Genomic DNA, 24,631 nt, shown 5'->3' with positions numbered 1-24,631 from the left:
TCCGAGTTCGGCGTGTCGCCGCGCGACCTGTGCCAGAATCCGACGATGGCGGCACCTTCATTTCCGGGCGACATCGAGACGGTCACGTTGCACGACCCGTCCTCGGCGCTGACGGCGACGTTCGCGCCGGGCGCGGGAATGGTGGGCGTCTCACTGGCCGATGACGGCGTGGAGTTGCTCGGACAACGCCGCGGCCTGGCCGCCTATGTCTCGCACGGTAAGACGATGGGGATTCCGATCCTGTATCCGTGGGCGAATCGCCTGGGCGGCAACAGCTACGGCGTCGACGGCGCGATCGTCAAGCTCACCCCCGGCGCGGGCGGCGTCCGCACCGACGAGCACGGCGTGCCGATCCATGGCGTCCTCGCCGCCTACCCCGGCTGGCGGGTACGCAGCCAGACCGAAACCCAACTCGCGGCGGAGGTCGACTTCGGCGCCCAGCCACGATTGCTGGCCAGCTTCCCCTACCCGCATCTGCTGACGATGGAGGTACGCCTCGCCGATCGTGCACTGACGATCACCACGACCGTCGAGGCCACCACCGCGGCGGCGGTGCCGCTCTGTTACGGCTTCCACCCCTACCTGCGACTGCCCGACGCCGCACGGGCGACATGGCGGATCGAGACCCCGCCGATGACGCGCCGGCCGGTCGACGCCTGGGGCATCCCGACCGGCGCCTCGGCCGAGCACGCCGGCGGCCCGCAGACCCTGGGCGAGCAGTTCCTCGACGACGGATTCGTGGACGTACCGGCCGGTGCGGTGTTCGCGGTCTCGGGTGGCGGGCGGCGCATAGAGGTGGTGTTCGACCAGGGCTACCCGGCGGCGCAGGTCTTCGCCCCCGGCGGCGACGACGTGATCTGCTTCGAGCCGATGGCCGCACCCACCGACGCGCTGCGGCGCGGCGGCTATCGGTCGGCCCGGCCCGGCGAACCGGACACCGCGCGATTCACCATCCGGGTGCTCTGATCGGCGCATCGGCCCCCTCGAGTGCAGAACGTGGGCGAGATCCGGGTCCGCTGAGCACCGTGGGGCTTCCTTCGCGTGACCGTTTCGGTGGTCGGCGCGCAATCAGCGGCGCGGGCGCCACACGACGACGGCGGTGCTCTTCGGGGTGAGCATCACCTCGCGACGCGGGCCGGCGCGAGCGGTCTCCAGCTCCTCGCTGAGTTCCTTGATCCGCGCCTGTAGCGCCTCGACCTGGTTGGTCAATTCGATGATGCGTTTGATCCCGGCGAGGTTGACCCCCTCGTCGTGGGAGAGCCGCTGCACCTCCCGCAACTGCTCGACATCCCGCTGCGAATACCGCCGTCCCCCACCGGAGCTACGCCGGGGAGTGACCAGGCCGAGCCGGTCGTAGGTGCGCAGCGTCTGGGCGTGCATCCCGGCGAGTTCGGCGGCCACCGAGATCAGAAACGTGTGGGCGTCCTTCCCCTTGCTCATGGCAGGTTCCCCGCCCATCCGGCACGCGGATCGAACCCGCTGGCCTTCTCTGCGGCGGCATAGGCCTCCAGCGCCTCCTTGGCCGAGCCCTCCAAGTTCGGCGGCACCGCCACCTTCACCGTGACCAGCAGATCGCCGTTGCCGCCGCCGCGCTTGGGCACGCCGCGACCACGGACCCGCAGGATCCGCCCGTCGGTGGTGCCCTGCGGCACCCGGACGTTGACGGTGCCCTCCAAGGTCGGGACCGTCAGGGTGGTGCCCAGCGCCAGTTCCGCGAAGCTGACAGGCATGGTGACGGTCAGGTCGTTGCCGTCGCGGCCGAAGACCTTGTCACTGCGCACATGCACCGTGACATACAGGTCCCCCGACGGGGCGCCACGCAGCCCGGCCTCGCCTTGGCCGGCCAACCGGATCCGCTGGCCGTCCTCAACTCCGGCCGGAATCCGCACGTTGATGGTGCGGGTGCGGGTGGCCACCCCGGTGCCCTTACAGTCCTGGCACGGGTGCTCGATGATCGAGCCGCTGCCGCGGCACTCAGTGCACGGCTCGGAGAATCCGAACGCCCCCTGGTTGCGGCTGACCGCTCCGGATCCGTTACAGGTCCGGCAGACTTTCGGACTGGTGCCCGGCCGGGCGCCGCTGCCGTGACAGGTCGTGCAGGGCGCCGGACTGGTCAGCCGCAGCGGCGTCTGCACCCCCTGGGCGGCTTCCCGGAAATCGAGCTGGATCTCGGTCTCCATGTCGTTGCCCCGGCGGGGTCGGCTGGCCCGCGGCGGCGCCGCACCCCGGCCGAACAGGCCTCCGAAGAGGTCGCCGATATTGGCCCCGCCGCTCTCACCGGCGGCGTCGAACAGGTCGTTGAGGTTGAACTCGACACCGTCGGTTCCCGCACCGCCGAAGCCGCCGAAGTTGCCACCGCCGCCGAACCGGCGCCGTCCACCCCCGGCGAAGAGCCGACGGGTCTCGTCGTACTCGCGACGCTTCTCCTTGTCGGTCAACACGTCCCGGGCTTCGCCCACGGCCTTGTACTTCTCGTCGGCCTGGGCGTTGCCCGGGTTGCGGTCGGGGTGGTTGTCGGCGAGCAGTTTGCGCGCAACCCGCTTGATCTCGTCTTCACTGGCGTCGGGTGAGACGCCGAGGACTTTGTAGAAGTCCTTCTCGACCCACTCACGTTGGACCATGTCGTCTCACCTCCCTAACCGGTCGTACGGGTCATCGTGCGCGCTACGAATCCGTTTCGTCCTCGGCCGCATCGTCCGTCTCGGCGTCCGCGTGGGCTTCCTCTCCCTTGACGGTGTCCACCACGGCGACCATCGCGTGACGCAGCACCTGTTCGCCGAGCCTGTAGCCCTTGCGCAGCACGCCGCCGATGACCGGATGATCGCCGTCGCCTTCATGTTGCACCGCTTCGTGCATCGACGGGTCGAAATCGTCGCCCTCGGCGCCGAAGTCGGCCAACCCCAGCGTGGTGAGGGTGTCGACCAGCTTGTCGGCGAACGCCTTGAGCGGTCCGGTCTCCAGATCGCCGTGGCTGCGGGCACGGTCGAGATCATCGAGGATGCCCAACAGGTCGCTGACCACCGCGCCCTTGGCCCGGTCAGCTGCCGCCTGCTGTTCGCGCAACGCCCGCTTGCGGTAGTTGGCGAAGTCGGCTTGGACGCGTTTGAGGTCGTCGGTCAGTTCGGCGACCTTCGCCGCGTCGTCGGACTGCGGCGCTTCCGGCTCCGGCCCACTGGGGGCCGGGCCGGAAGCACCCTCGCGTACCTGTCCGGTCTCGGGGTCGATCCGACGCTTGTCGGTGACGACGACCGGTTCCTCCGGGTTACCTTCGGTCACTTGGTCTCTCCGTCGTCGTCGACAACCTCGGCGTCGACCACGTCATCGGCGCCGCCGGCCGCACCGGCGTCCGCGCCACCGCCTGCGGCCTGTTCGGCCTGGGTGGCCTCGTAGATCGCCTGGCCGAGCCCCTGGGACTCCTCGCCGAGCTTCTCCATCGCCGACTTGATCGCTCCGATGTCGGTGCCCTCCAACGCCTTCTTGGCATCGGCGATGGCGCCGTCCACCTTGTTGAGGGTGTCTTCGGGAACCTTGGACCCGCCTTCGGCCTCGCGCTGTTCCTTGACGAATTTCTCCGTCTGGTAGACCAGCGATTCGGCCTGGTTGCGGACGTCGGCTTCCTCGCGGCGCTGACGGTCCTCCTCGGCGTGCGCCTCGGCGTCCTTGATCATCCGGTCGATCTCGTCCTGGGAGAGGCCGGAGCCCTCCTGGATCTTGATCGTGTTCTCCTTGCCGGTGCCCTTGTCCTTGGCGGTCACGTGAACGATGCCGTTGGCGTCGATGTCGAAGGTGACCTCGATCTGGGGCACGCCGCGCGGAGCCGGTGGGATCCCGGTGAGCTCGAACGAGCCGAGCAGCTTGTTGTGCGCGGCGATTTCGCGTTCACCCTGATAGACCTGGATCTGCACCGACGGCTGGTTGTCGTCGGCGGTGGTGAAGGTCTCGCTGCGCTTGGTCGGGATCGTGGTGTTGCGCTCGATGAGCTTGGTCATCACGCCGCCCTTGGTTTCGATCCCCAGCGACAGCGGGGTGACGTCCAGCAGCAGAACGTCTTTCACCTCGCCCTTGAGCACACCGGCCTGCAGCGCGGCGCCCACGGCGACGACCTCGTCGGGGTTGACTCCCTTGTTGGGTTCCTGACCACCGGTCATCTCCTTGACCAACTCGGTCACCGCCGGCATCCGGGTCGAGCCACCGACGAGTACGACGTGGTGAATGTCGCCGACCGCGATGCCTGCGTCCTTGATGACCTGCTGGAACGGCTTACGGGCCCGGTCGAGCAGGTCCTGGGTGATCTTCTGGAATTCGGCGCGGGTCAGCTGCTCGTCGAGGAACAGCGGGTTCTTCTCCGCGTCGACGGTGATGTAGGGCAGGTTGATCGAGGTGCTCTGTGACGAGCTGAGCTCGATCTTGGCCTTCTCCGCGGCCTCACGCAGCCGCTGCATCGCCATCTTGTCCTTGGTGAGGTCGATGCCGCTGGTGCTCTTGAACTTGTCGACGAGCCACTCGACGATCCGGTCGTCCCAGTCGTCGCCACCGAGGTGGTTGTCACCGGAGGTGGCCCGCACCTCGACGACCCCGCCGCCGATCTCCAGCAGCGACACGTCGAAGGTACCGCCGCCGAGGTCGAACACCAGGATGGTCTGTTCGCTGTCGCCCTTGTCCAAGCCGTAGGCGAGCGCCGCCGCGGTCGGCTCGTTGACGATCCGCAGCACGTTCATGCCCGCGATCTGACCGGCTTCCTTGGTGGCCTGACGCTGCGCGTCGTTGAAGTAGGCCGGGACGGTGATCACCGCGTCGGTGATGTCTTCGCCGAGGTAGGACTCCGCGTCGCGCTTGAGCTTCTGCAGCACCCGCGCGCTGATCTCCTGGGCGGTGTATTTCTTGTCGTCGATCTCCACCGACCAGTCGGTGCCCATGTGACGCTTCACCGACCGGATCGTCCGGTCGACGTTGGTCACCGCCTGGTTCTTGGCGGGCTGACCGACGAGTACCTCGCCGTTGCGCGCGAACGCGACGACCGAGGGCGTGGTCCGGGATCCCTCAGAGTTGGCGACGACCACCGGGTCGCCCCCCTCGAGGACCGAGACAACGGAGTTGGTGGTCCCGAGGTCGATTCCGACCGCACGAGCCATAGTGCTTCCTCCTGATAGACGTTCTCTTTTTCAACGTTTGCGTGGTCTGAGTGAACCACACTCAAGATTGCTACCGACGGGCCATGCCTGTCAAGTCGTTGTTGAGTCTAGTTCACTCAAGATTTCAGTCGTGTCAACGGCGGGGTACCCGGGTTTGTTCCCGACACACACCCCCGGCGCCGCAACCGGCAGCTCTTGGGCGCGAAACACCCGGCCCGACCCGCGACGCCGACCCGACGCGGCTCGGCGTGCCCGCCCGCACCACGCCGTGGTCGGCGTGCCCGAAGTTGCCGAACCGCCGACTCGATGCCACGATGGCACCGGCAGTTGTTGGCCATGCACCTCGCTAGGTGAGGCTTCTGTACGGACATAGGACACTGACCCTCAACGTCGAGAGACGCCCCGGGTCAGGACAGCTCTTCTCGGCTTAAGGGTTGAGCCCAAGTGGCTTCTGGTCGCACCAGATACGCCGTACAGTGCCAAAACTTTGACGAGAGGGGTGCGGTTCTCGGGCGTCGGCCCGTACCTCCCCGCGTGCGCAGACGATGACACCCCCGTGTGTCCCGGCCGTGAGGAGGTGAGGGCGAACGTGAGTCGCAACGGCAGTCATTATCCGACTTCGCTGATCAGTCCGCCCCGTTCCGGGCCGGGACATCCTCGTTCGTCCTGACGCGCGCACCCGCCGTCGCGAAAACCGACGGTGTGCGCCGTCGTGGCGCGATCACCCGCGGCCGTCACCCGAGGAAACCCGGCAACGGAATGGGACCCGCCATCCGTCAGGAGAGACGTCATGTTCCCCATTCCGATGCGCCTCGACTTCGGCGCACGCCCTCCGGAGATCAACGCCGCACTGGTCTACGGCGGTGACGGATCGGCGACCATGCAAGCCGCCGCTGCCGCCTGGGACGGATTGTCGGTCGGCCTACAGTCGGGCGCGACCGCCTACACCGCCGTGCTCAACCGGCTGACCACCGAGGAATGGTTGGGTCCGTCGTCCGCGGCGATGGCCACCAAGGTCGCATCGCACACCGCATGGCTGACCACTGCCGCAGCACAAGCCGAACACACCGCGGCGCAGGCCCGCTCCGCTGCCGCGGCGTTCGACGCCGCCATGGCGGTGACCACACCGCCCCCGGTGATCGCCGCGAACCGTGCCCGACTGCGCGCACTGCTTGCCAGCAATGCTCTCGGGCTGAACACGGCGGCGATCATGGCCACCGAGGCCGAGTACCTCGAGATGTGGGCCCAGTGCGCGGCGGCGCTGCACGGCTACGCGGCCGCGGCGTCAGCGGCCACCCATCTCGAACCGGTCGCCCAGCCGACCCGTAACGCCGACTCGGCCACCACGCCCGACGGCTCCGAACCGGCCGCGAAGGCGCCGGTTGCAGCGACCGCCACCGAGGGCCTGCTCGACTCGTCGACCGACACCGGCTGGCTCGGCGACCCCGGCGGCGCGGGCATCGGGCCCAACGCGAACCTGTGGAACACGTTGGCCTCCACCGACATGCTCAACCCCGCAATGGTCACCTCGATCCTGGCCAATCTGGCCACGGTCCAGGAGTTCAACGAGGCCGCACCCGGGGCGTTCGCGCCCGGCAGCTACGCGCCGGCCGCCCCGACACTCGGCACCCAGGCCTTGGTGAGCACCACCGCGCAGACCGCGGGCGGCCCCGTCGCGGCGGCCTCGACCGGCTCATCCCCGGTCACGGCCGGGATGGGCCGTGCGACGCCGGTCGGAACCCTGTCCGTGCCGGCGACTTGGACCGGCGCGGCTCCCGCCGCAACGACGAGCGCGGTGCTGCCCGGCCACAGTCCGGCCGCCAACCCCGCCGGTGGCCACGGCGCGCCCGGGGTCCCGTTGGCCGGAGCCGCCCGCACCGGCGACGCCGCAGGTCCTCGCTATGGGGTTCGGCCCACCGTGATGGCGCGTCCGCCGGCGGCCGGGTACGGCCCGGAGGTGCTGTGAGGCCCACAAATGTAGACGCGTCCGTTGAGTCTGCGTCCATAATGGCTTCAACGACCGCGTCGACGGCGTGGCCAGACGTGATCCCACGGAATGGAACAGCACAAGGTCGTCGCCGCTGGCCCGTATCGCCACCGTCGGCGACGACGACCAACCCGACGTGGTGGCCGGTCGGATTCGAATACGACGGCACCCACATCAAGATCGGCGGATATCGGCCGGCCAACACGCGCCGTCACCGCAACGTTCTCGCCGGGCACGCCAAGGTCGCGATGGTCGTCGACGATTCGTTTCGACACGGCCGTGGATTCCGCGCTACTGCGCGTCTACGGCACCGCCGAGGTGATCGAGGGCCCCGGCGAGCCCTACCTGCGGATCACACCGAAAATCTCGTGGAGTTGGAACGTCAACGGCGGGACCGGCCCGCTGAGCATGGACTCCCACGCCGCACCGGACCGAGCACGGCTGACCCGCGACGCGAGGCCGATGACCCGAGGCCGATAAGGCGCTCGAGTCATCAACCCTCGTCTTGTCGGCTGCTACCGCTGCTTCCACACGACCTGATCGGCGCCGCCCGCGTCGCGGTAGACGACGCTATCGGGGGCGGTGCCGCCCTTCACGTCGAAGTACAGCTTGCCGGTGGACTCGTTGTTCAGCGTGATCGGCCCGTTCGGAAGGCCGTCCGCCTCATCGCCCTTCATCACCGCGTACGTCGAGCTGTTGACCGCCCGCGCGTTGAAGTCGGCGATGTTGGGTGTCGGTGTGCCGCTCACCGCCTTGGCGGTCACGTCGGAGTACCACACTCCGTCGTTGTGGCCGCTGGGCTGCAAGTTGCTCACCGTGTAATCGATGGTGCCGCCGGGGCTTTGGATCTCTGCAGACTGGCCGAACGACAACACCTCGGCTTCGGCGAACGCCGGTGCCGGCGCGAGCAGTCCGGCCGCTGCCAGACCCGCCGCGGCAACCGTCGCCTTCAATGCTGGGAACATCATGTCAACTCCTTCCGCCGCGTTCCTCGGTCAGGAACGCGTAACCGGTTTGACCGGCCGTTCCCACGGCGTATCCAGATTCGCGGCGCTCAAACCTGTGGATCGTCGCGGTCGGACTTCTCCAGGTCGTCTTTGACCGTTCGGCCCGCGTAACTGGGTCCAGATATCCCGGACTTTGGCCACCTATTCCGTCTGTTCGTCGTCGCTGAGAGCCATCAGCCATCCTTTCGTCGTCGTGATCCCGCACGCCTACGCCAGCTGTTCCGGAGTCATTCCGTTCGCGACGTTCGTGTCGCACCGACCAAACGGTGGACAGCCCTGCGGCAGCGCCGGACTGTATCCACCGCCATCGGTTACTGGTGGGCGATCTGTCCCGGTAAGCGCGGGTTGCTGCCGTAGCCGGCGCCGATCATGGCGCACACCGTGTCGGTGTTGGCCAGCCAGTTCGGCCGTACGTAGGTGTAGACGATGCCGAACGTCAACCGTCCGTTGGTGAGCGCTGCGCGCATCCAGGCGTAGTTGCGGGCGAAGTTGTGGTCGCGGTAGGTGCCATCGCTGACCCGGATCGACAGCACTCGGTATGGGGACGAGTTATCCACCGGTGCTTGAAATTCCGAGATGTCCGCGAAGATCGTGTCGGTCAACGGCCCCTTCCCCTCAGGTCGATCGTGCCCGCACGTTGACGACATTGCACCTCTGAATCAGCTGCTGACTCGCTGCCGGTGGCGCACGCGGAGTGTCACAGGCCGCCGAGGCGGTCACCACCGTTCGAGGACTGCTGCTCTCCGCCCAGAACCGAATACCAGTACGTCAGAACGGCGGCCAGCAGCTCCACCGCGGTGAACGCAACGAAAACCCCGTGCGGTAGGCCGGCGACGAGCATCGAGATGATCCGCGCCACCACCAGAAGGGCCATGGTCAGGGCCAAGATCCGCAGCGCCGCCACGGGTATCCGCGGCCTGCGAGCCGACCAGACGTAGGCGATGCCGACGCTGATCAGCAACGCGCCGGCCGCCCGGGTCTCGCTGTCGACGGTCGGATTGGCAAGCCCACCACCCGGGATCGTGTCCATCGAGAACGCCATCCGGCCGACACCCAGTACGATCAGCGTCACCCCTGCCGCCCAACATAACAGCCGTAGCGCCCTCACCATCGCGTCATGTTCTCGACATCTCTGCGACCGGACCCCTTCCCAGGAAGGCGGACTCGCGGTTCACGCGTCTACCCTACGGCGCAGCGCGCTCTGACAACACCACCGAGCCGGCTCGTGATCGGTGGCGGCCAGAACGCATAGCGGATCCAGGCGGAAAACCACGCGATCGGTCAATAACGGCTGAGCGCGAAGACCGGAAAGGACGGCGCGGCGGCCGCCAGCTCACTGTCGCCGGATTCCGGGGTCAACCCGAGCACGACTCCCTTGACCTGCCAATGCCAGCGCGCCAGGTAGCGGCGCAACAACTGCGGCTTGGCTTCGTCGGCGATCTCGGTGACGGCCATCCGACGCCGGGCCCACCGGGGTCCGAGTTCCACTTCCCCGGCTGCGCGGGCATTGCGGACCCACTGGGTCTGGCCGCGCGGAGATACGAGGTAGTCCACCCCCTCGCTACTCAACACATTGACCACCACGTGTCGGGGGAGCCCGCTGCGGCGACCGCGCACCGTCAGCGCGCGGCTCCCCGCGATACTGACGCCGACCTCGGCAAGCCACCGGATCACCGTGTTGCCCACCCGGGCGACGCGACCGGGCTCCTCATAGCGATCGGGCACCGGCAATCCCCTATTCGAACGGCACCGGCGGCAGCTTGACGACCTGCGCGGCGTAACTGAGGCCGGCGCCGTACCCGAGCAGCAGCGCCAGACCACCCGGCTCGGCGGCGCCGGTGGACAACAGTTCCTCCATGGCCAACGGGACCGAAGCGGCCGAGGTGTTGCCGGTGTGGACGATGTCGTTGGCCACCACGACGCCATCGGGTAACTGCAAGCTCTTGGCGAGCAGTTCGTTGATCCGGCTGTTGGCTTGGTGCGGAACGAAGGCGTTGAGGTCTTCGGGACCGACCTTGGCCGCCTCGAGCGCTCGGACAGCCGCCTTGCTCATCTCGAACGCCGCCCACCGGAAGACCGCGGTGCCCTCCATTCGCAGAAACGGCCGGTCCCCGGTGGGATTCTCGGTGTAATCGATCCAGTCGATGTCCTGGCGCACCGCGGCGCTCTGCTCACCGTCGCTGCCCCACACGGTGGGACCGATACCGAGATCGGGGGTCTCACCGACGACGACCGCCCCCGCGCCGTCGGCGAAGATGAAGCAGTTGCCGCGATCGTGCATGTCCAGGGTCGGTGACAGCTTTTCCGAACCGATGACCAATACGGTGCGTGCACTGCCTGCGCGCACCATGTCCGCGGCCACCCCCAGGGCGTAGCCGAATCCGGCGCAGCCCACGCTGATGTCGAATCCGGGCACCCCGTGCGCTCCGACGGCCGATGCGACCATCGGGGCCGATGACGGCGTCTGCACGAAATGGGTGTTGGTCGCCACGATCACGGCGTCGATGTCGGCGCCGTTCAGCAGCGCATTGGCGATCGCGCGTCGACCGGCCTCGATCGCCATCGACGTGACCGACTCGTCGCGAGCGGCGAACCTGCGGGTCTTGATCCCGGTGCGGGTGTAGATCCACTCATCAGAGGAATCGATGTTCTCGCAGATCTCGTCGTTGGTGACCACCCGGGCGGGCCGGTACGCCCCGATGCTGAGCAGTCCGACGTTGCCGGTGCCGCTGACCGCCGCAATCCCGTTCATGGCGGGCCATCCTATGCGCTAGATAGCTAGTAAGTCTAAGAGGACGGTTGTCGAGATGGTCAGTTTCCCCCTCGTCGAGTGATCGTGATGGAGTGGTCGATCTTGCGGAACGCGGCGAACGTCTCGGCCGGCACACCGAACACCGCGGCGAGCACCTCCGGCGGCAGTTTGCTGATCGAGGCGCCGATCCCGATGTCGTCGCGGCCCTCCTCGGTGCTGGCGTTGAAGATGATCAGCGCCTTCAGGTCCGTCGAGCCCTTGTTCTCGAAGTAGTGCAGCGAGCCCTGCGGTGCGAACACCACGTCGCCGGGGCCGGCGTCGAAGCTTTCCGCGTTTCCGAGCGGGTCGAGCAGGGTCCAACTCGCGGTGCCGTCGGTGATGACGCTGATCTCCCACGCGCTGGGATGCCAGTGCGGTTCGCGGATGCCGCCCGGTTCCAGCGTCACCATCACGACACTGGCCTCCTGGCCGGTCAGGATGGGGAAGTTGCCGCGGTGTGCCTGCCGCAAGCGGCCGCCGTCGAATTCGGTGGGCGCCAACGCCGCCAGGTGGAACAGATGCGAATGGGTGTAGCCGAGTTCGGCCGGAATCCTCGGATCGCCGAACCGGGCGGCGTCATCGGCCGTGGCCGGCGGCTCGGGCCGGTCGGCCGGCCCGATCTCGGCGATGCCGCGGTCGGCGGCCACCCCGCCGAGTGCGCCGGCGCCCACCAGCCCGGCGCCACCGAGCACCCTGCGTCGACTCAGCGGCATCGCATCAGCGTAGTGAGTGGCCACCGCCCAGCGGAGGCTTTTGGACCGACCGCGCCGCGACGGGTGCCGCCTGCGGACCCTGGTGGCCTTAGGATCTAGCCGGTGCCCACGGCCCGGTCACCGCGCATGCCACCGGCCACACCCCGACATCAAGGACTGCCTTGCCCCAGCCCTCACCCGGTCCCGCCGCGGGCCGGCTCACCCGCGAGGATGCCGGCTACCACAAGGGCCTCAAGCCACGCCAACTGCAGATGATCGCGATCGGCGGGGCCATCGGCACCGGCTTGTTCCTCGGCGCCGGCGGCCGGCTCGCGTCGGCCGGGCCGAGCCTGTTTCTGATCTACGGGATCTGCGGCGCGTTCGTCTTTCTGATCCTGCGCGCGCTGGGTGAACTGGTACTGCACCGGCCGTCGTCGGGTTCGTTCGTGTCCTACGCCCGCGAGTTCTTCGGCGAGAAAGTCGCGTTCGTGGCCGGCTGGATGTATTTCCTGAACTGGGCGATGACCAGCATCGTCGACATCACCGCGATCGCCACCTACTTCCACTACTGGGGCCTGTTCCAGGTGATCCCGCAGTGGCTGCTGGCGCTGGCGGCCCTGGTCAGCGTGGTCGCGATGAATCTGATCTCGGTGAAACTCTTCGGCGAACTGGAGTTCTGGGCGGCGCTGATCAAGGTGGTGGCCCTGCTGACCTTCCTGGTGGTCGGCACCGTGTTCCTGGCCGGTCGCTACGAGATCGAGGGCCATGACACCGGGCTGGCACTGTGGCACGAGAGCGGCGGCTTCTTCCCCACCGGGTTGGTCCCCCTGGTGCTGGTGACCTCCGGGGTGGTGTTCGCCTACGCCGCGGTGGAGTTGGTCGGCACCGCCGCCGGTGAAACCGAGGAACCGGAGAAGGTGATGCCCCGTGCGATCAACTCGGTGATCGCACGCATCGCGATCTTCTACGTCGGCTCGGTGGTGCTGCTGGCGCTGCTGCTGCCCTACACCGCCTACCGAGCACACGAGAGCCCGTTCGTCACCTTCTTCTCCAAGATCGGCTTCGAGGGCGCCGGCGGGCTGATGAACCTGGTGGTGCTCACCGCCGCACTGTCCAGCCTCAACGCGGGGCTGTATTCCACCGGACGCATCCTGCGGTCGATGGCCGTCAACGGCAGCGGACCGCGGTTCACCGCGGTGATGTCGAAAAGCGGCGTCCCCTACGGCGGGATCCTGCTCACCAGCGGGATCGGGCTGTTCGGGGTGGCACTGAACGCGGTGGTGCCCGAACACGCCTTCGAGATCGTCTTGAACATCGCCGCGCTCGGGGTGCTCGCGGCCTGGGCCACGATCGTCTCCTGCCAGCTGCGCTTCCACGCCCTGACCCGCGCCGGGGTGCTGGAACGCCCGACCTTCCGGATGCCACTGGCTCCGTACAGCGGCTACGCCACCTTGGTCTTCCTGGCCGGGGTCGTGGTGCTGATGCTGTTCGACCCCGAGTACGGCGTGTGGATCCGCACCGCAGCGCTGGTCGGCATTCCGACGTTGGTCGGCGGCTGGTACCTGGTGCGCAACCGCGTCCAGGCCACCGCCGCCGAGTACGAGACCACCACGGAGACATCGGCATGAGCGACCCGAAACCCAACCGGTACGCCTACCGCCCACCGCTGTACGGCATGACGCTGGTCTTTGTGGCCCTGGCGCTGGTCGCCGTCACCAAATATCTCGACGTCGGCTGGTGGTCGGCGCTGGGCTATGCCACCGCGGCTGTCGTGTTCGTCGCCGGGTTCGCACTCGCCTTCCGCGACTTCTCCTGACGGCCCGCGCGTCACGGGCCGGCACGCGTCAGCCGCTGCGTAGTCTGGAGCCGATTCGCGGGGGATCGGAGAACAAGATCGTGACCACTACTGTGCGGCTGGTCGGCGCGGCGATGGCCATGACCGGGCTGGCACTGGCCGCCGCGTGCACCAACACCGTCGACGGCCGCCCGGTCGCCGGGCCGGGAGCCGGCCCTCCCGAACCGACGTTCCCGAAGACGACCCGCCCGACCCCGCCGCCGCGCCCCACCACCACGTCGACACCCACGCCGTCGACGAGCGCCACCACCTCCGCACCGGCCGGGGTCACCGAACTGCCCGCCGACGACAGCGGTCTGGTCTTCATCGCCACCAAGTCGGGAAAGACGCGCTGCCAGATCTCCCTGGCCAGCGTCGGATGCGAGGCCCCGTTCACCGATTCGCCGATGCGCGACGGCGGCCGCGCCAACGGTGTCCGCATCACCGCCGACGGTCAGGTGGAGTGGGTGCTGGGAAACCTGGGGGCGATACCGACGGTCACCCTCGATTACCGCCGCTACCGGGCGCAGGGCTGGGACATCGACGCGACCTTCGACGGAACCCGCTTCACCAACGCCGGCACCGGCCACGGCATGTTCGTCAGCATCGAGCGCGTCGACACCTTTTGAGCACCACCGCCACATCCAGCCCCTAGTCTGGCGCTCATGGACTTCCGGGTATTCGTCGAGCCGCAGCAGGGCGCCAGCTACACCGACCAACTGGCGGTCGCCCGAGCCGCCGAGGAGTTGAACTTCTCCGCCTTCTTCCGGTCCGATCACTACGTCGCGATGAGCGGCGAGGGGCTGCCCGGCCCCACCGACTCGTGGGTGACGTTGGGTGCATTGGCTCGCGAGACCACCACGATCCGGCTCGGCACGCTGGTCACCTCGGCGACCTTCCGTCACCCGGGCCCGCTGGCGATCTCGGTCGCCCAGGTCGACGCGATGAGCGGCGGGCGCGTCGAGTTCGGAATCGGTGCCGGCTGGTTCGAGGACGAGCACCGCGCCTATGCGATCCCGTTCCCACCGCTCGGTGAACGCTTCGCCCGTCTCACCGAGCAACTGGAGATCATCACCGGCTTGTGGACCGCCCCGGACGGCGAACTGTTCGACTACGCCGGCGGGCACTACGCGATCGCCGGTTCGCCGGCGTTGCCCAAGCCGGTGCAGCAGCCCCACCCGCCGATCATCGTCGGCGGGCTGGGTGCGCGGCGCACGCCCTTGCTGGCCGCCACCTTCGCCGACGAATTCAACGTGCCGTTCGCCTCGATCGAAACCATCGAAACCCAATACCGTCGGGTGGGTGAGGCGGTCTCCTCGATCGGCCGGGACCCGGGATCGATGACCTACTCTGCGGCGTTCGTGGTCTGCGCCGGTCGCGACGACGCCGAAGTGGCCCGCCGCGCTGCCGCCATCGGCCGCGACCTCGACGAATTGCAGTCCAACACTCCACTGGTCGGCACACCCGACCAGATCGTCGACCAGCTCGGCGCCGCGGTCGAAGTCGGCGTCCAGCGGGTGTATCTGCAGGTGCTCGACCTCGCCGACCTCGACCACCTCGAACTGTTCGCTCACGAGGTCGCGCGCCAGTTCTGAGCGGCCCGCATCCGGCAAGTCGGCCCCACGACGCGCCGGGACGACTTACTATCTGGTTCCGTGGCGCGTAACCAGACACCCGACGACCCGGGCAACGAACCGACCGAGTACTTCGGCAGCTACTCCGAGGACCCCAACGCGGAGCGGCCCACCCCCTGGTACCTCAAGCCGGCAGCGCTGATCGGGTGGGGCGTGTTGATCGCCGCCCTGATCGGGGTCATCGTGTACGGGCTCATCGTGTTGCTCCACAACGAGAGCGGCACCGCACCGGCGCCCACCACCACGACGACGACCACGACCGCGCCCCCGGTCGCGCCGCCGCCGACCACGACCGTTCCGACGACCACCACGACAACGACCACAACCACGACCACCGAACCGACCACGACCGAGACCACCACCACCGAGCCGACCACGACCGAGACCACCGAGACGACCGAGACCACCGAGACGACTCCCCCGGTGACCACCACGACCACCACGACGCCGACCGGGCCGCTGCTTCCCGCCGAACAGAATCCGCCGCCGGTCGAGGATTACCCGGACATTCCCGGCTGATTCATGCCGCCGCGGCCTGACCGGAGCCGTTAAACTCACTTCCCGTGGCAGGTTATGACGACCAGACCGTCTCCTTCGGCGATGACGCGAACCCGCGGCCGACCCCGTGGTACCGCAAACCGCCGCTGCTGGTCGGCTGGCTCATCCTGGTTCTGCTCCTCATCGCGTTGATCACCTGGGGAGTGATCACGCTGTTCAGCGGCAACACCGGACCGACGTTCCCGCAGGCCCCGTCATCGACCACCAGCGTGTCCTCGACGACCACGACGAGCAGCACCTCGCCGACCACCACGACCGCCACCACGCCGACCACCACCAGCCGGTCCGCGGAGGAGCAGACCCCGCAGGAGACCGCGGAGACCCAGGCGCCGGAAACCACCAGCACGACCCACCGGCGGCCGCACATCCCGTCGACGATCACGCTGCCCGAGATCCCGCAGTTGCCGGACCTGCCCACCGAAATCACGCTGCCCGACCTGCCCTGAACCGGGTGTTGCGCGACGCGGTGATCACCGCCGTAACGGTTATCGTTGAGGCTTCGTCGGCCAACTAGCGATATACGAGGTGCCCGCAGAATGAGCGACTCGCTGGGTCTGTCGATCGGGATGACCAACCTGGCAGCCACCCGGAGCGGGCAGTCGCCGCTGATCCGCCGCTGTGTGCTCACCTTCTTCGACCACCGGCCCCCCGAGGTCGGCGTGCCCGCCGAGAACCCGAACCTCACCGAGCCCGGCACCGTGCTGCGCGGGTTCGTACAGCGGATCGGCGACCCGGTGCCACTGGTGGCCGCCGACGGCTCCAGCCACCGTGGCGAGGTGTTGGCCGCCGAAGCACTCGACGCGCTCGCGCGCACCGCCGGATACGGCGCGCCGGTGGCGATCGCGGTACCGGCGCACTGGGACCCGCACGTCTTCGACGCGCTGCGCACCGCACTGGCGGGCACGCGGCTGGGGGCGGGCGGCGCGACGCCGACCCTGATCCCCGATGCCGCGGCCGCCCTGGCGGCGCTGGCCGACGAGCCCGGCATGCCGCGCACGGGCATCGTGTTGCTCGCCGACTTCGGCGGTACCGGGACCAGCGTCACCGTCGCCGACGCGGCCACCGGGTTCACCCCGATCGGCCGCACGGTCCGCTACGGAGGTTTCTCCGGCGACCTGGTCGACGAGGCGGTGCTCAACCATGTGCTGTCCCGGCTGCCGGACACCGGCGACTCCGCCACCGCGGCGACCAGTTCACTGGCGCGACTGCGCGAGGAATGCCGCGCCGCCAAGGAACGCCTGGCGGAGTCTGCGACGGCGACCGTGACGGCCGGCGCTCGCGGGCCCGGCGAGTCGGTCGAGGTGACCCGGGCCGGCCTGCAGAACCTCATCGCCGAACCGGCCACCGCATTCGCCGACGCTCTCGCCGAGACGCTGGCCAACAGTGGGACCGCGCCGGAGCGGCTCACCGCGATCGCCGCCGTCGGCGGCGGCGCGAACCTGCCGATGCTCGCCGACCTGCTCGGCCAGCGACTGCGGGTGCCGGTGATCACCCCCGCGCACCCCGCCGCGACCGCGGCGGCCGGCGCCCGGCTTCTCGCCGAGCGCGGCACGACGCCGGCCACCTCCACGATGCGGTCACCGGTCCCGCCCCCGGTAGGCGCAGCGCCGACCGGAGCCTGGCCGCCACCGGCCGACGCCACCACGGCGGCGCCGGTCCCGCCGGCCGACGCGACCCGCGCCGCGCCGGCGGCCCGCGACACCGGGGAAACGATGTTCACCTCGGCGCCGACGTCCGACGTCCCGGAACCGGAACTGGCGTGGTCGCAGGACGACACCGGTCCCGGCGAACCGGTTCCCTATGTCGGCGGCGAACCGGACCTCGGCTATTATCCCGACACCGGCTACTCCGCACCCCCACCCACCGCATTCGACGAGCCCTACTCCGCGCCGCTGCCGTGGTACCGCCGCCCGCCGGTTCTGTTCGCGTTGGCGGCGCTGCTGGCCGTGGTAGCCGGCGCGGGCCTGCTCTACAGCCTCACCGGTTCGGACGGCTCCGAGACCGACAAACCAGGCGTCAGCAGCCCGGTCGAGGCGCCCCCGCCGGTGACCGTGACCGTCACCGGCCCGGACGGGCAGCCGTCACTGTCGACGATCCCGCCGCCGGAGACCACCACCGAGGCCCCGACGGAGTCGACCAGCGCCGAGACCACCTCCGAGACGACCACCACCGCGCCGACCACGACCACCGAGGCGCCGACGACCACGACCACTCAGGCGACGACCACCCAACCCACCACCACACAGCCCACCACCGAGGCACCGACCACCACGCAAGCCCCGACGACCACGCAGGCACCACCAGCCACCAGTGAGGCCGCACCGACGCAGGGCGGAACCGACACCGGCGACGAAGGCTGAGCCCGCGGGCCGGGCTTCTCCCCTGAAATCGACGTCCAGACGGGGTTATAGGCCGAAAAATCGCGGTGCGGCGCCGCTGGAGTGTCGTTTTCAGGGGCGACCGCCGCCGGTCCGGCGTTTGGCGTCCCTTCCGAGACGGCCTGCGGATCGTTCGGCCAAATCCCGGGTTAGGGCAACCTGTGTGGCGATGCCATAGGACAATGATGTCACTATTGAGCAGGCAGCAAACACAAGTTACCGGCTGGTAACAACGGTTGGGTTACCGATGGGTAACTTATAGCTCTGGGAGGGCACCCGGTGGAGACGCAGATGCTGATCAGACTGGTCGTGGGCCTGGGCATGACCGCGGTGGTCGGGTTCTTCTCGGCCCGCCGCATCCTGTGGTTGTACCGACTCGTCATGGCGGGCAAGAAAACCAGCGGCCGCGACACTCAGATCCCGTCCCGGCTCTGGGCGCAGATCAGCGAGGTGGCCGGGCAGGCCAAGCTGCTGAAATGGTCGATCCCCGGCGCGGCGCACTTCTTCACCATGTGGGCGTTCTTCGTGCTGCTCACCGTCTACATCGAGGCCTACGGCCTGCTGTTCAAAGACGGCTTCGCCATCCCGATCATCGGGCACTGGGACGCGCTGGGCTTCCTGCAGGACTTCTTCATCACCGCGGTCACCATCTCGATCGTGGTGTTCATGATCATCCGCATCGTCCGCAACCCCGCGGAGCACGGCCGCTCGTCGCGCTTCTACGGCTCGCACAACGGCGGCGCGTGGCTGATCCTGTTCATGATCGGGCTGGTCGTCCTGACCTTCCTGCCGCTGCGCGGCGCGGCCGCCAACAACGGCACTCTGCCTTACGGCAACGGCGCGTTCCTGTCGCAGCTGATGGGCAAGCTGATGTCGGGGCTGAGCCACTCCGCCAACGAATGGATCGAGACGGGATCGCTGCTGGCCCACATCGCGGTGATGCTGGCCTTCCTGATCATCGTGCTGCACTCCAAGCACCTGCACATCTTCCTGGCGCCGATCAACGTCACCTTCAAGCGCCTGCCGGACGGGCTGGGCGAACTGCTCCCGATCGAGTACGACGGCAAGCCGGTCGACTTCGAGGACCCGCCGGAGGACGCGGTGTTCGGCCGCGGCAAGATCGAGGACTTCACCTGGAAGGGCATGCTCGACTTCGCCACCTGTACCGAGTGCGGCCGCTGCCAGTCGCAGTGCCCGGCCTGGAACACCGGCAAACCGCTGTCGCCGAAGCTGCTCATCATGGACCTGCGGGACCACTGGATGGCCAAGGCGCCGTACCTGTTGGGCGACAAGCCGATGCCGACCGAGCCGTTCGACCCGAACGCGCCACACGAGCAGGACCGGCACATCCCCGAGGCCGGCTTCGGTCGCGTGCTCGGTCACGGTGACGACCAGGCCACCCGCCCGCTGGTCGGCACCGAGGAGGAGTTCGGCGTCATCGACCCGGACGTGCTGTGGTCGTGCACCAACTGCGGTGCCTGCGTCGAGCAGTGCCCCGTCGACATCGAGCACATCGACCACATCCTGGACATGCGCCGCTACCAGGTGCTGATGGAGTCGGAGTTCCCCTCCGAGCTCGCGGTGCTGTTCAAGAACCTGGAGACCAAGGGCAACCCCTGGGGTCAAAACGCCAGCGAGCGCACGAGCTGGATCGACGAGGTCGAGTTCGACGTGCCGGTTTACGGCCAGGACGTCGACAGCTTCGACGGCTTCGAGTACCTGTTCTGGGTGGGTTGCGCAGGCGCCTACGAGGACCGTGCCAAGAAGACCACCAAGGCCGTTGCCGAACTGCTGGCCGCCGCGGGCGTCAAATTCCTGGTCCTGGGTACCGGGGAGACCTGCACCGGGGACCCGGCGCGGCGCTCTGGCAACGAGTTCTTGTTCCAGCAGTTGGCGACGCAGAACGTCGAAACCCTCAATGACCTGTTCGAGGGTGTCGAGACCGTCGACCGCAAGATCATCGCGAGCTGCCCGCACTGCTTCAACACGATCGGACGCGAGTACCCGCAGCTGGGTAGCAACTACACCGTGCTGCACCACAGTCAGATCCTCAACCGGCTGGTCCGGGACAAGAAGCTGGTTCCGGTCAAGCCGATCAACCAGAAGATCACCTACCACGACCCGTGTTTCCTGGGCCGGCACAACAAGGTCTACGAGCCGCCTCGCGAGGTGGTCACCTCCTCCGGTGCGGACCTGATCGAGATGCCGCGGTCGCGGGACCGGGCACTGTGCTGCGGTGCGGGTGGTGCGCGGATGTGGATGGAAGAGCACATCGGTAAGCGCGTCAACCACGAGCGGGTCGACGAGGCGATGGCCACCGGGGCCGACACGATCGCCACCGCCTGCCCGTTCTGCCGGGTGATGATCACCGACGGTGTCGATGACCGGCAGGAGGCCGCCGGCCGCGAGGGCGTGCAGGTGCGCGACATCGCTCAGCTGCTGCTCGGCTCGCTGGACCGCGACGGCCTCACCCTGCCGACCAAGGGGGCCGCCGCGGAGGCGGCCGCCGCCCGCGCCGAGGAAGCACCCAAGGCCACCGCGACGATCACCGCCGAGAAGCCGGCTGCCGAAGCCCCGGCGGCGGAGACGGCGCCGGCCGAGGCGCCTGCGGAGGCTCCGAAGGAGGCCGCTGCTCCGGTCAAGGGCCTCGGCATCGCCGGCGGCGCCAAGCGCCCGGGCGCCAAGAAGCCGGGCGCGAAGGCCGGCGCGGCGAAGGCGGAGGCGGCGCCGGCCGAGGCGGAGGCCAAAGCCGACACCGACACCGCCAAGGCCGCTCCGGTCAAGGGTCTGGGCATCGCCGGCGGCGCCAAGCGCCCCGGGGCCAAGAAGTCGGCGGCCAAGGCCGCTCCGGCGAAGGCGGAGTCAAAGCCCGAGGAGTCCAAGCCCGAGGAAGCCACTCCCGGCGAGGCAGCGGCCACCGAAGCCGAGGCCGCCAAGCCGGCCAAGCAGGCTCAGGCCGCTCCGGTCAAGGGTCTGGGGATCGCTGCCGGCGCCAAGCGTCCGGGGGCGAAGAAGGCCGCGCCGAAGGCGGAAGCGAAGCCGCAGGCCGACGACGAGAAGAAGGCCGAGTCCAAGCCGGAAGGCAAGGTCGAATCCGAGTCCGCCACGGCGGAGGCCAAGGACCAGACCGCTGGCGAGGTCAAGGGCAAGTCCGGGATCGACGAGAAGGCCGACGACAAGGCCGCCGAGAAGACCCCGGACAAGTCCGACGAGGCCGGCAAGCCGGCGGCGTCCCAGCCGGAGGCCAAGGGCCTGGGAATCGCCCGTGGCGCCCGCCCGCCGGGCAAACGCTGAACGGAAGCCCGGGGCCGTGATTGCTGAGCTTTCACGGCCCCGGCTTCTTTTCGGGCAAATTTCAAGTGGACAATCGTGGCACCATGGTTGACGTGACGACACACCAGTGGCCGGGCCAGACCGGCGTCCCCCAGCGCCCGCGCATGCTCGCGCAGTCGGCGAAGCTGCAGGACGTCCTCTACGAGATCCGCGGGCCGGTGCACGATCACGCCGCCCGCTTGGAGGCGGAGGGCCACCGGATCCTCAAGCTCAACATCGGCAACCCGGCCCCGTTCGGGTTCGAGGCGCCCGACGTGATCATGCGCGACATGATCCAGGCGCTGCCCTACTCGCAGGGCTACTCCGACTCGCAGGGCATCCTGTCGGCGCGGCGCGCCGTGGTCACCCGCTACGAACTCGTCGAGGACTTCCCGCCGTTCGACGTCGACGACGTCTACCTGGGCAACGGCGTCTCCGAACTGATCACGATGACCCTGCAGGCCCTGTTGAACAACGGCGACCAGGTACTGATCCCGGCGCCGGACTACCCGCTGTGGACCGCGTCGACCTCACTGGCGGGCGGGACCCCGGTGCACTACCTCTGCGACGAGACCCAAGGTTGGCAGCCCGACCTGGCCGACCTGGAGTCACGGATCACCGAGCGCACCAAGGCGCTGGTGGTGATCAACCCCAACAACCCCACCGGCGCGGTCTACACGCGCGAGATCCTCACCCAGATGGTCGAACTGGCGCGCAAGCACCAACTGCTGCTGCTCGCCGACGAGATCTACGACAAGATCCTCTACGACGACGCCGAGCACATCAACGTCGCGGCCCTCGCGCCGGACCTGCTCTGCCTGACCTTCAACGGGCTCTCCAAGGCCTACCGGGTCGCCGGCTACCGCGCCGGGTGGCTGACGATCACCGGCCCGAAGGAGAACGCCGCGAGCTTCCTCGAGGGCATCCACCTGCTCGCGAACATGCGGCTGTGCCCCAACGTGCCCGCGCAGCACGCGATCCAGGTGGCGCTCGGCGGCTACCAGAGCATCGACGACCTGGTGCTGCCCGGCGGTCGCCTGCTCGAGCAGCGCGACGTCGCCTGGACCCAACTGAACAAGATCCCCGGGGTCTCCTGCGTCAAACCCGCCGGCGCGCTGTACGCGTTCCCGCGACTCGACCCTGACGTCCACGACATCGCCGACGACGAGCAACTGGTACTCGATCTTCTCCTGCAGGAGAAGATCCTGGTGACCCAGGGCACCGGATTCAATTGGCCCGCACCGGATCATCTGCGGATCGTCACCCTGCCGTGGAGCCGTGATCTCATCCGGGCCATCGATCGGCTCGGCAACTTCCTGGCCAGCTACCGCCAGTAGGGCCCTCTCCGTGCCGGTCTGGGGTGCGCCGTGCACGCGGACACCGAGACTGCGTGGGAGACAACGCCGACGCCCCAACCGACGACCGGCCACACCGGCCAGAAGTAGCCCCCGCCGGTCGCCAGCCAGATGACGACCATCAGCACCGAGGCGGCCAGATAGGCGGTCAGGTGGATCCGAAACCCCGAGCGTGCGGCGCTACGACGGGCACCGCGACGGCGCGGGTCATTGCGCCGGATCCGCTCGACCGGCAGGTCGGCGACCAGCCCGTCCAGCGCAGCGACGGTCCGAGCGGCGTACACCTCCCCCATCCGGGCGTCGTACTCTGCGATAGCGAGGTACCCCTGCTCCAGCGCCTGCCCGAGGCGAGCCGCGGTGCGTTCCCGTTGCCGGTCGCCGACCCGCATCACGCCCGCGGTGACCATATCGGTGCTCATCTCAACTCCTTTCGTCGTCTGCGGACGGCGTGTCCGGGCAGGACGTCACTGCCCGGACGGCACCCAGTTTCCGTGGAAACCGGCCGGAACCCGGTGCGGTAACTGCACGGCGGCGACACTTTCCAAGGTTTCGGCGTCCAGGATCGCCAGTTCGCTGCGATCGCTGGGTGCGTCGTAGACGTAGCCCATCAGCACTCCGTCATCTTCCGCGGCGTCGGGCGCCGATGGATGGAAGACGAACTCGCCCAATTGCTTTCCTGGGCCGAATGAACGCGTTGCGTCCGCTTCCCCGAGAAGGTCATGTTTGAACAACACTGCCTCCGGGTCGCCGTCGCGGACGCCGACGGAGTAGCCGAATCGGTGTCGTTTGCCCACCAGCCGCTCGTCGACCCGGGGGAACTCCTGAGGGCGGTCATCCAAGCGTGTCTCGCGGACCTTGCCGTCCGCCAGGTCGACCGTCCAGCGCTCGAGGGCCGGCGGCCCCTCCCCCGGACCGCGCAGGTCGGTGTCGAACATCTTCGGGTGACGCACGACGTCGAGGACCACGGTGTCACCGTCGTCGTAGGCGTTGAGCGGGTGGAACACGTAGCAGGGTTCGACGTCGAACCACCGGACGTCGGAATTGTCGCCGTCGCGCGGCATCACCCCGACACGCGCCGGGTAGTTCGGGTTCCATCGGTAGGGCAATCGGCGGTCGCTGCCCTTGGGCATCGGCAGCCGCGCGGTGATCGGGTCCGGGACGCGCACCCGGCCGATCAATGCGGACAGAATCAGCCGGGCCGGCAGGCGCAGCGGCCGCGGCACGGTGCCGTCGACCACCTGCTGTGCGTCGAAGGTGACCGGCAGGTCGTAGAACACGACATGCTTTTCGGTCAAGGAGAAGTCGTGCATCATTGGCGAACCGCCCACCTCGACGTCGACTGTTCGCCGCGCGCGCCCATCGATGCCGATCACCGAGTACTGCACGGTGTTGCCGCGGTTGAAGGCGTATGAGACCGCGTGCAGTTCCCCGGTGGCGGGATCGCGTTTGGGGTGGGCGGTATAGCCACCGGGCAGGGTGCCGTCGAAGTCACAGGGCCCGACGGTGTCGAGTTCGTCGGTGAGCTCGTAGCAGGAGATGCCGCCCTCGATCAGCGCCAGGGTGCGACCGGCATGTCCGATCACGTTGGTGTTCGCCCCGATCGCCGAAGCGCCAAGATGCCGACCTCGCGGCGCCGGCTCGCCGAGCGCCGCAGCGGCCAGCGGTCCGCGTACGTAGCGGTTGCGATACCACTCGGCTTTGCCGTCGCGCAGCCGGATGCCGTGCACCATGCCGTCGCCGATGAACCAGTGATACAGCGCCGGGTCGATCTCGCCGATCGGGTTGGGACCGTTGCGCAGGTAGCGGCCGTCCAAGTAGTCCGGGATCGTCCCGCTCACGGCGAGGTCGGTCAAGGTGTATTCGCGCTCGATCGGAGCGTAGCCGCCCTGCAGGTATCGGTTGTCCATGATGACCTCCCACGGTCAAATAACGATGTTATTGGTCAGGTATA

At 68.4% G+C, this 24,631-nt stretch carries 24 protein-coding genes and 1 riboswitch; of the genes, 12 read left to right on the top strand and 12 right to left on the bottom strand.

Features of this window, described 5'->3' with window-relative positions:
* Nucleotides 1-45: 45 nt before the first annotated feature.
* Nucleotides 46-966 (top strand): aldose 1-epimerase, encoded by a 921-nt coding sequence (locus AWC30_RS04530; RefSeq protein WP_085109014.1) that lies wholly within the window; start codon nucleotides 46-48, stop codon nucleotides 964-966.
* Nucleotides 967-1,068: 102 nt separating this feature from the next.
* Here AWC30_RS04530 and AWC30_RS04525 read toward each other — a convergent pair whose 3' ends face one another.
* From AWC30_RS04525 to dnaK, 4 genes are read right to left on the bottom strand one after another with little or no spacing between them, the layout of a single operon-like run.
* Complete coding sequence (locus AWC30_RS04525) at nucleotides 1,069-1,458, bottom strand: heat shock protein transcriptional repressor HspR (protein ID WP_085109013.1); 390 nt, start codon at nucleotides 1,456-1,458, stop codon at nucleotides 1,069-1,071.
* The gene (gene dnaJ, locus AWC30_RS04520) at nucleotides 1,437-2,621 is read right to left on the bottom strand and encodes a molecular chaperone DnaJ (protein ID WP_085109012.1); all 1,185 of its coding nucleotides are present in this window, start codon (nucleotides 2,619-2,621) and stop codon (nucleotides 1,437-1,439) included. The genes AWC30_RS04525 and dnaJ overlap by 22 nt, the downstream gene beginning before the upstream one ends.
* Nucleotides 2,622-2,664: 43 nt before the next feature.
* Nucleotides 2,665-3,276 (bottom strand): nucleotide exchange factor GrpE, encoded by a 612-nt coding sequence (gene grpE / locus AWC30_RS04515; RefSeq protein WP_085109011.1) that lies wholly within the window; start codon nucleotides 3,274-3,276, stop codon nucleotides 2,665-2,667.
* The gene (dnaK, locus tag AWC30_RS04510; protein WP_085109010.1) at nucleotides 3,273-5,132 is read right to left on the bottom strand and encodes a molecular chaperone DnaK; all 1,860 of its coding nucleotides are present in this window, start codon (nucleotides 5,130-5,132) and stop codon (nucleotides 3,273-3,275) included. Before dnaK ends, grpE begins: the two co-directional genes overlap by 4 nt.
* A 335-nt stretch (nucleotides 5,133-5,467) precedes the next feature.
* A riboswitch (M-box (ykoK) riboswitch) is annotated at nucleotides 5,468-5,638 on the top strand.
* A 284-nt stretch (nucleotides 5,639-5,922) separates the two neighbouring features.
* Between dnaK and AWC30_RS04505 the strand changes: the two genes are divergently transcribed.
* Together AWC30_RS04505 and AWC30_RS17990 are read left to right on the top strand one after the other, a co-directional pair.
* Entirely contained in the window at nucleotides 5,923-7,098 is a 1,176-nt protein-coding gene (locus AWC30_RS04505) for a PPE family protein (RefSeq protein ID WP_109561924.1), read from the top strand.
* Between the two features lie 300 nt (nucleotides 7,099-7,398).
* Complete coding sequence (locus AWC30_RS17990; RefSeq protein WP_234807938.1) at nucleotides 7,399-7,599, top strand: PNPOx family protein; 201 nt, start codon at nucleotides 7,399-7,401, stop codon at nucleotides 7,597-7,599.
* Between the two features lie 35 nt (nucleotides 7,600-7,634).
* On the opposite strand, the gene AWC30_RS04495 is transcribed toward AWC30_RS17990, so the two are convergent.
* The 6 genes from AWC30_RS04495 to AWC30_RS04470 form a co-directional block, all read right to left on the bottom strand.
* Entirely contained in the window at nucleotides 7,635-8,087 is a 453-nt protein-coding gene (locus AWC30_RS04495) for a DUF1942 domain-containing protein (RefSeq protein WP_085109009.1), read from the bottom strand.
* A 350-nt stretch (nucleotides 8,088-8,437) separates the two neighbouring features.
* Nucleotides 8,438-8,728, bottom strand: a complete 291-nt coding sequence (locus tag AWC30_RS04490; protein WP_234807937.1) for a hypothetical protein — start codon at nucleotides 8,726-8,728, stop codon at nucleotides 8,438-8,440.
* A 95-nt stretch (nucleotides 8,729-8,823) separates the two neighbouring features.
* Complete coding sequence (locus tag AWC30_RS04485) at nucleotides 8,824-9,237, bottom strand: DUF4345 domain-containing protein (RefSeq protein ID WP_085109008.1); 414 nt, start codon at nucleotides 9,235-9,237, stop codon at nucleotides 8,824-8,826.
* A 170-nt stretch (nucleotides 9,238-9,407) separates the two neighbouring features.
* Complete coding sequence (locus tag AWC30_RS04480; RefSeq protein ID WP_085109007.1) at nucleotides 9,408-9,851, bottom strand: nitroreductase/quinone reductase family protein; 444 nt, start codon at nucleotides 9,849-9,851, stop codon at nucleotides 9,408-9,410.
* A gap of 10 nt (nucleotides 9,852-9,861) precedes the next feature.
* Entirely contained in the window at nucleotides 9,862-10,878 is a 1,017-nt protein-coding gene (locus AWC30_RS04475; RefSeq protein WP_085109006.1) for a beta-ketoacyl-ACP synthase III, read from the bottom strand.
* Nucleotides 10,879-10,937: 59 nt separating this feature from the next.
* On the bottom strand, nucleotides 10,938-11,630 hold the full coding sequence (locus AWC30_RS04470; protein WP_085109005.1) for a cupin domain-containing protein: 693 nt from the start codon (nucleotides 11,628-11,630) through the stop codon (nucleotides 10,938-10,940).
* 161 nt (nucleotides 11,631-11,791) lie between these two features.
* Between AWC30_RS04470 and AWC30_RS04465 the strand changes: the two genes are divergently transcribed.
* The 9 genes from AWC30_RS04465 to AWC30_RS04425 all read left to right on the top strand — a co-directional run bounded on the left by AWC30_RS04465 (nucleotide 11,792) and on the right by AWC30_RS04425 (nucleotide 22,662).
* Nucleotides 11,792-13,237, top strand: a complete 1,446-nt coding sequence (locus AWC30_RS04465) for an amino acid permease (RefSeq protein ID WP_234807936.1) — start codon at nucleotides 11,792-11,794, stop codon at nucleotides 13,235-13,237.
* Entirely contained in the window at nucleotides 13,234-13,425 is a 192-nt protein-coding gene (locus AWC30_RS04460) for a hypothetical protein (protein ID WP_085109004.1), read from the top strand. Before AWC30_RS04465 ends, AWC30_RS04460 begins: the two co-directional genes overlap by 4 nt.
* A 113-nt stretch (nucleotides 13,426-13,538) precedes the next feature.
* Nucleotides 13,539-14,072, top strand: coding sequence for a hypothetical protein (locus AWC30_RS04455; RefSeq protein ID WP_085109160.1), 534 nt, complete (start codon nucleotides 13,539-13,541; stop codon nucleotides 14,070-14,072).
* 36 nt (nucleotides 14,073-14,108) lie between these two features.
* A complete protein-coding gene (locus AWC30_RS04450; protein ID WP_085109003.1) occupies nucleotides 14,109-15,038 on the top strand; it encodes an LLM class F420-dependent oxidoreductase in 930 nt (309 codons plus the stop codon).
* Between the two features lie 60 nt (nucleotides 15,039-15,098).
* Complete coding sequence (locus tag AWC30_RS17720; RefSeq protein WP_165756425.1) at nucleotides 15,099-15,596, top strand: oligopeptide transporter substrate-binding protein; 498 nt, start codon at nucleotides 15,099-15,101, stop codon at nucleotides 15,594-15,596.
* Nucleotides 15,597-15,640: 44 nt separating this feature from the next.
* Nucleotides 15,641-16,081, top strand: a complete 441-nt coding sequence (locus AWC30_RS04440; RefSeq protein ID WP_085109002.1) for a hypothetical protein — start codon at nucleotides 15,641-15,643, stop codon at nucleotides 16,079-16,081.
* 90 nt (nucleotides 16,082-16,171) lie between these two features.
* Nucleotides 16,172-17,995 carry an Hsp70 family protein gene (locus AWC30_RS04435; protein WP_109561922.1) on the top strand — a complete coding sequence of 608 codons (1,824 nt, stop codon included), beginning with the start codon at nucleotides 16,172-16,174 and terminating at the stop codon, nucleotides 17,993-17,995.
* A 309-nt stretch (nucleotides 17,996-18,304) separates the two neighbouring features.
* Complete coding sequence (locus AWC30_RS04430; RefSeq protein ID WP_275993426.1) at nucleotides 18,305-21,307, top strand: (Fe-S)-binding protein; 3,003 nt, start codon at nucleotides 18,305-18,307, stop codon at nucleotides 21,305-21,307.
* A gap of 65 nt (nucleotides 21,308-21,372) precedes the next feature.
* Nucleotides 21,373-22,662: a pyridoxal phosphate-dependent aminotransferase gene (locus AWC30_RS04425; protein WP_085109000.1), complete on the top strand. Its 1,290-nt coding sequence runs from the start codon at nucleotides 21,373-21,375 to the stop codon at nucleotides 22,660-22,662.
* Here the strand turns inward: AWC30_RS04425 and AWC30_RS04420 are convergent.
* Together AWC30_RS04420 and AWC30_RS04415 are read right to left on the bottom strand one after the other, a co-directional pair.
* Entirely contained in the window at nucleotides 22,650-23,099 is a 450-nt protein-coding gene (locus tag AWC30_RS04420; protein ID WP_085108999.1) for a DUF1707 SHOCT-like domain-containing protein, read from the bottom strand. The genes AWC30_RS04425 and AWC30_RS04420 overlap by 13 nt on opposite strands.
* 45 nt (nucleotides 23,100-23,144) lie before the next feature.
* On the bottom strand, nucleotides 23,145-24,587 hold the full coding sequence (locus AWC30_RS04415) for a carotenoid oxygenase family protein (protein WP_085108998.1): 1,443 nt from the start codon (nucleotides 24,585-24,587) through the stop codon (nucleotides 23,145-23,147).
* Between the last annotated feature and the right edge of the window lie 44 nt (nucleotides 24,588-24,631).

This window comes from Mycolicibacillus trivialis, assembly GCF_002102395.1.
GTDB classification, from domain to species: domain Bacteria; phylum Actinomycetota; class Actinomycetes; order Mycobacteriales; family Mycobacteriaceae; genus Mycobacterium; species Mycobacterium triviale.
The sequence above is the reverse complement of the archived record's forward strand: the minus strand, read 5'-3'. Positions and strand labels throughout refer to the sequence as shown.

Coding starts and splice junctions, on each gene's coding strand:
- AWC30_RS04420 (WP_085108999.1), bottom strand. CDS start 23,099: ATGAGCACCGATATGGTCACCGCGGGCGTGATGCGGGTCGGCGACCGG.
- AWC30_RS04525 (WP_085109013.1), bottom strand. CDS start 1,458: ATGGGCGGGGAACCTGCCATGAGCAAGGGGAAGGACGCCCACACGTTT.
- AWC30_RS04505 (WP_109561924.1), top strand. CDS start 5,923: ATGTTCCCCATTCCGATGCGCCTCGACTTCGGCGCACGCCCTCCGGAG.
- AWC30_RS04495 (WP_085109009.1), bottom strand. CDS start 8,087: ATGATGTTCCCAGCATTGAAGGCGACGGTTGCCGCGGCGGGTCTGGCA.
- AWC30_RS04435 (WP_109561922.1), top strand. CDS start 16,172: ATGAGCGACTCGCTGGGTCTGTCGATCGGGATGACCAACCTGGCAGCC.
- AWC30_RS04460 (WP_085109004.1), top strand. CDS start 13,234: ATGAGCGACCCGAAACCCAACCGGTACGCCTACCGCCCACCGCTGTAC.
- AWC30_RS04475 (WP_085109006.1), bottom strand. CDS start 10,878: ATGAACGGGATTGCGGCGGTCAGCGGCACCGGCAACGTCGGACTGCTC.
- AWC30_RS04430 (WP_275993426.1), top strand. CDS start 18,305: ATGCTGATCAGACTGGTCGTGGGCCTGGGCATGACCGCGGTGGTCGGG.
- AWC30_RS04450 (WP_085109003.1), top strand. CDS start 14,109: ATGGACTTCCGGGTATTCGTCGAGCCGCAGCAGGGCGCCAGCTACACC.
- dnaK (WP_085109010.1), bottom strand. CDS start 5,132: ATGGCTCGTGCGGTCGGAATCGACCTCGGGACCACCAACTCCGTTGTC.
- AWC30_RS04530 (WP_085109014.1), top strand. CDS start 46: ATGGCGGCACCTTCATTTCCGGGCGACATCGAGACGGTCACGTTGCAC.
- AWC30_RS04470 (WP_085109005.1), bottom strand. CDS start 11,630: ATGCCGCTGAGTCGACGCAGGGTGCTCGGTGGCGCCGGGCTGGTGGGC.
- AWC30_RS04485 (WP_085109008.1), bottom strand. CDS start 9,237: ATGGTGAGGGCGCTACGGCTGTTATGTTGGGCGGCAGGGGTGACGCTG.
- AWC30_RS04455 (WP_085109160.1), top strand. CDS start 13,539: ATGGCCATGACCGGGCTGGCACTGGCCGCCGCGTGCACCAACACCGTC.
- dnaJ (WP_085109012.1), bottom strand. CDS start 2,621: ATGGTCCAACGTGAGTGGGTCGAGAAGGACTTCTACAAAGTCCTCGGC.
- AWC30_RS04415 (WP_085108998.1), bottom strand. CDS start 24,587: ATGGACAACCGATACCTGCAGGGCGGCTACGCTCCGATCGAGCGCGAA.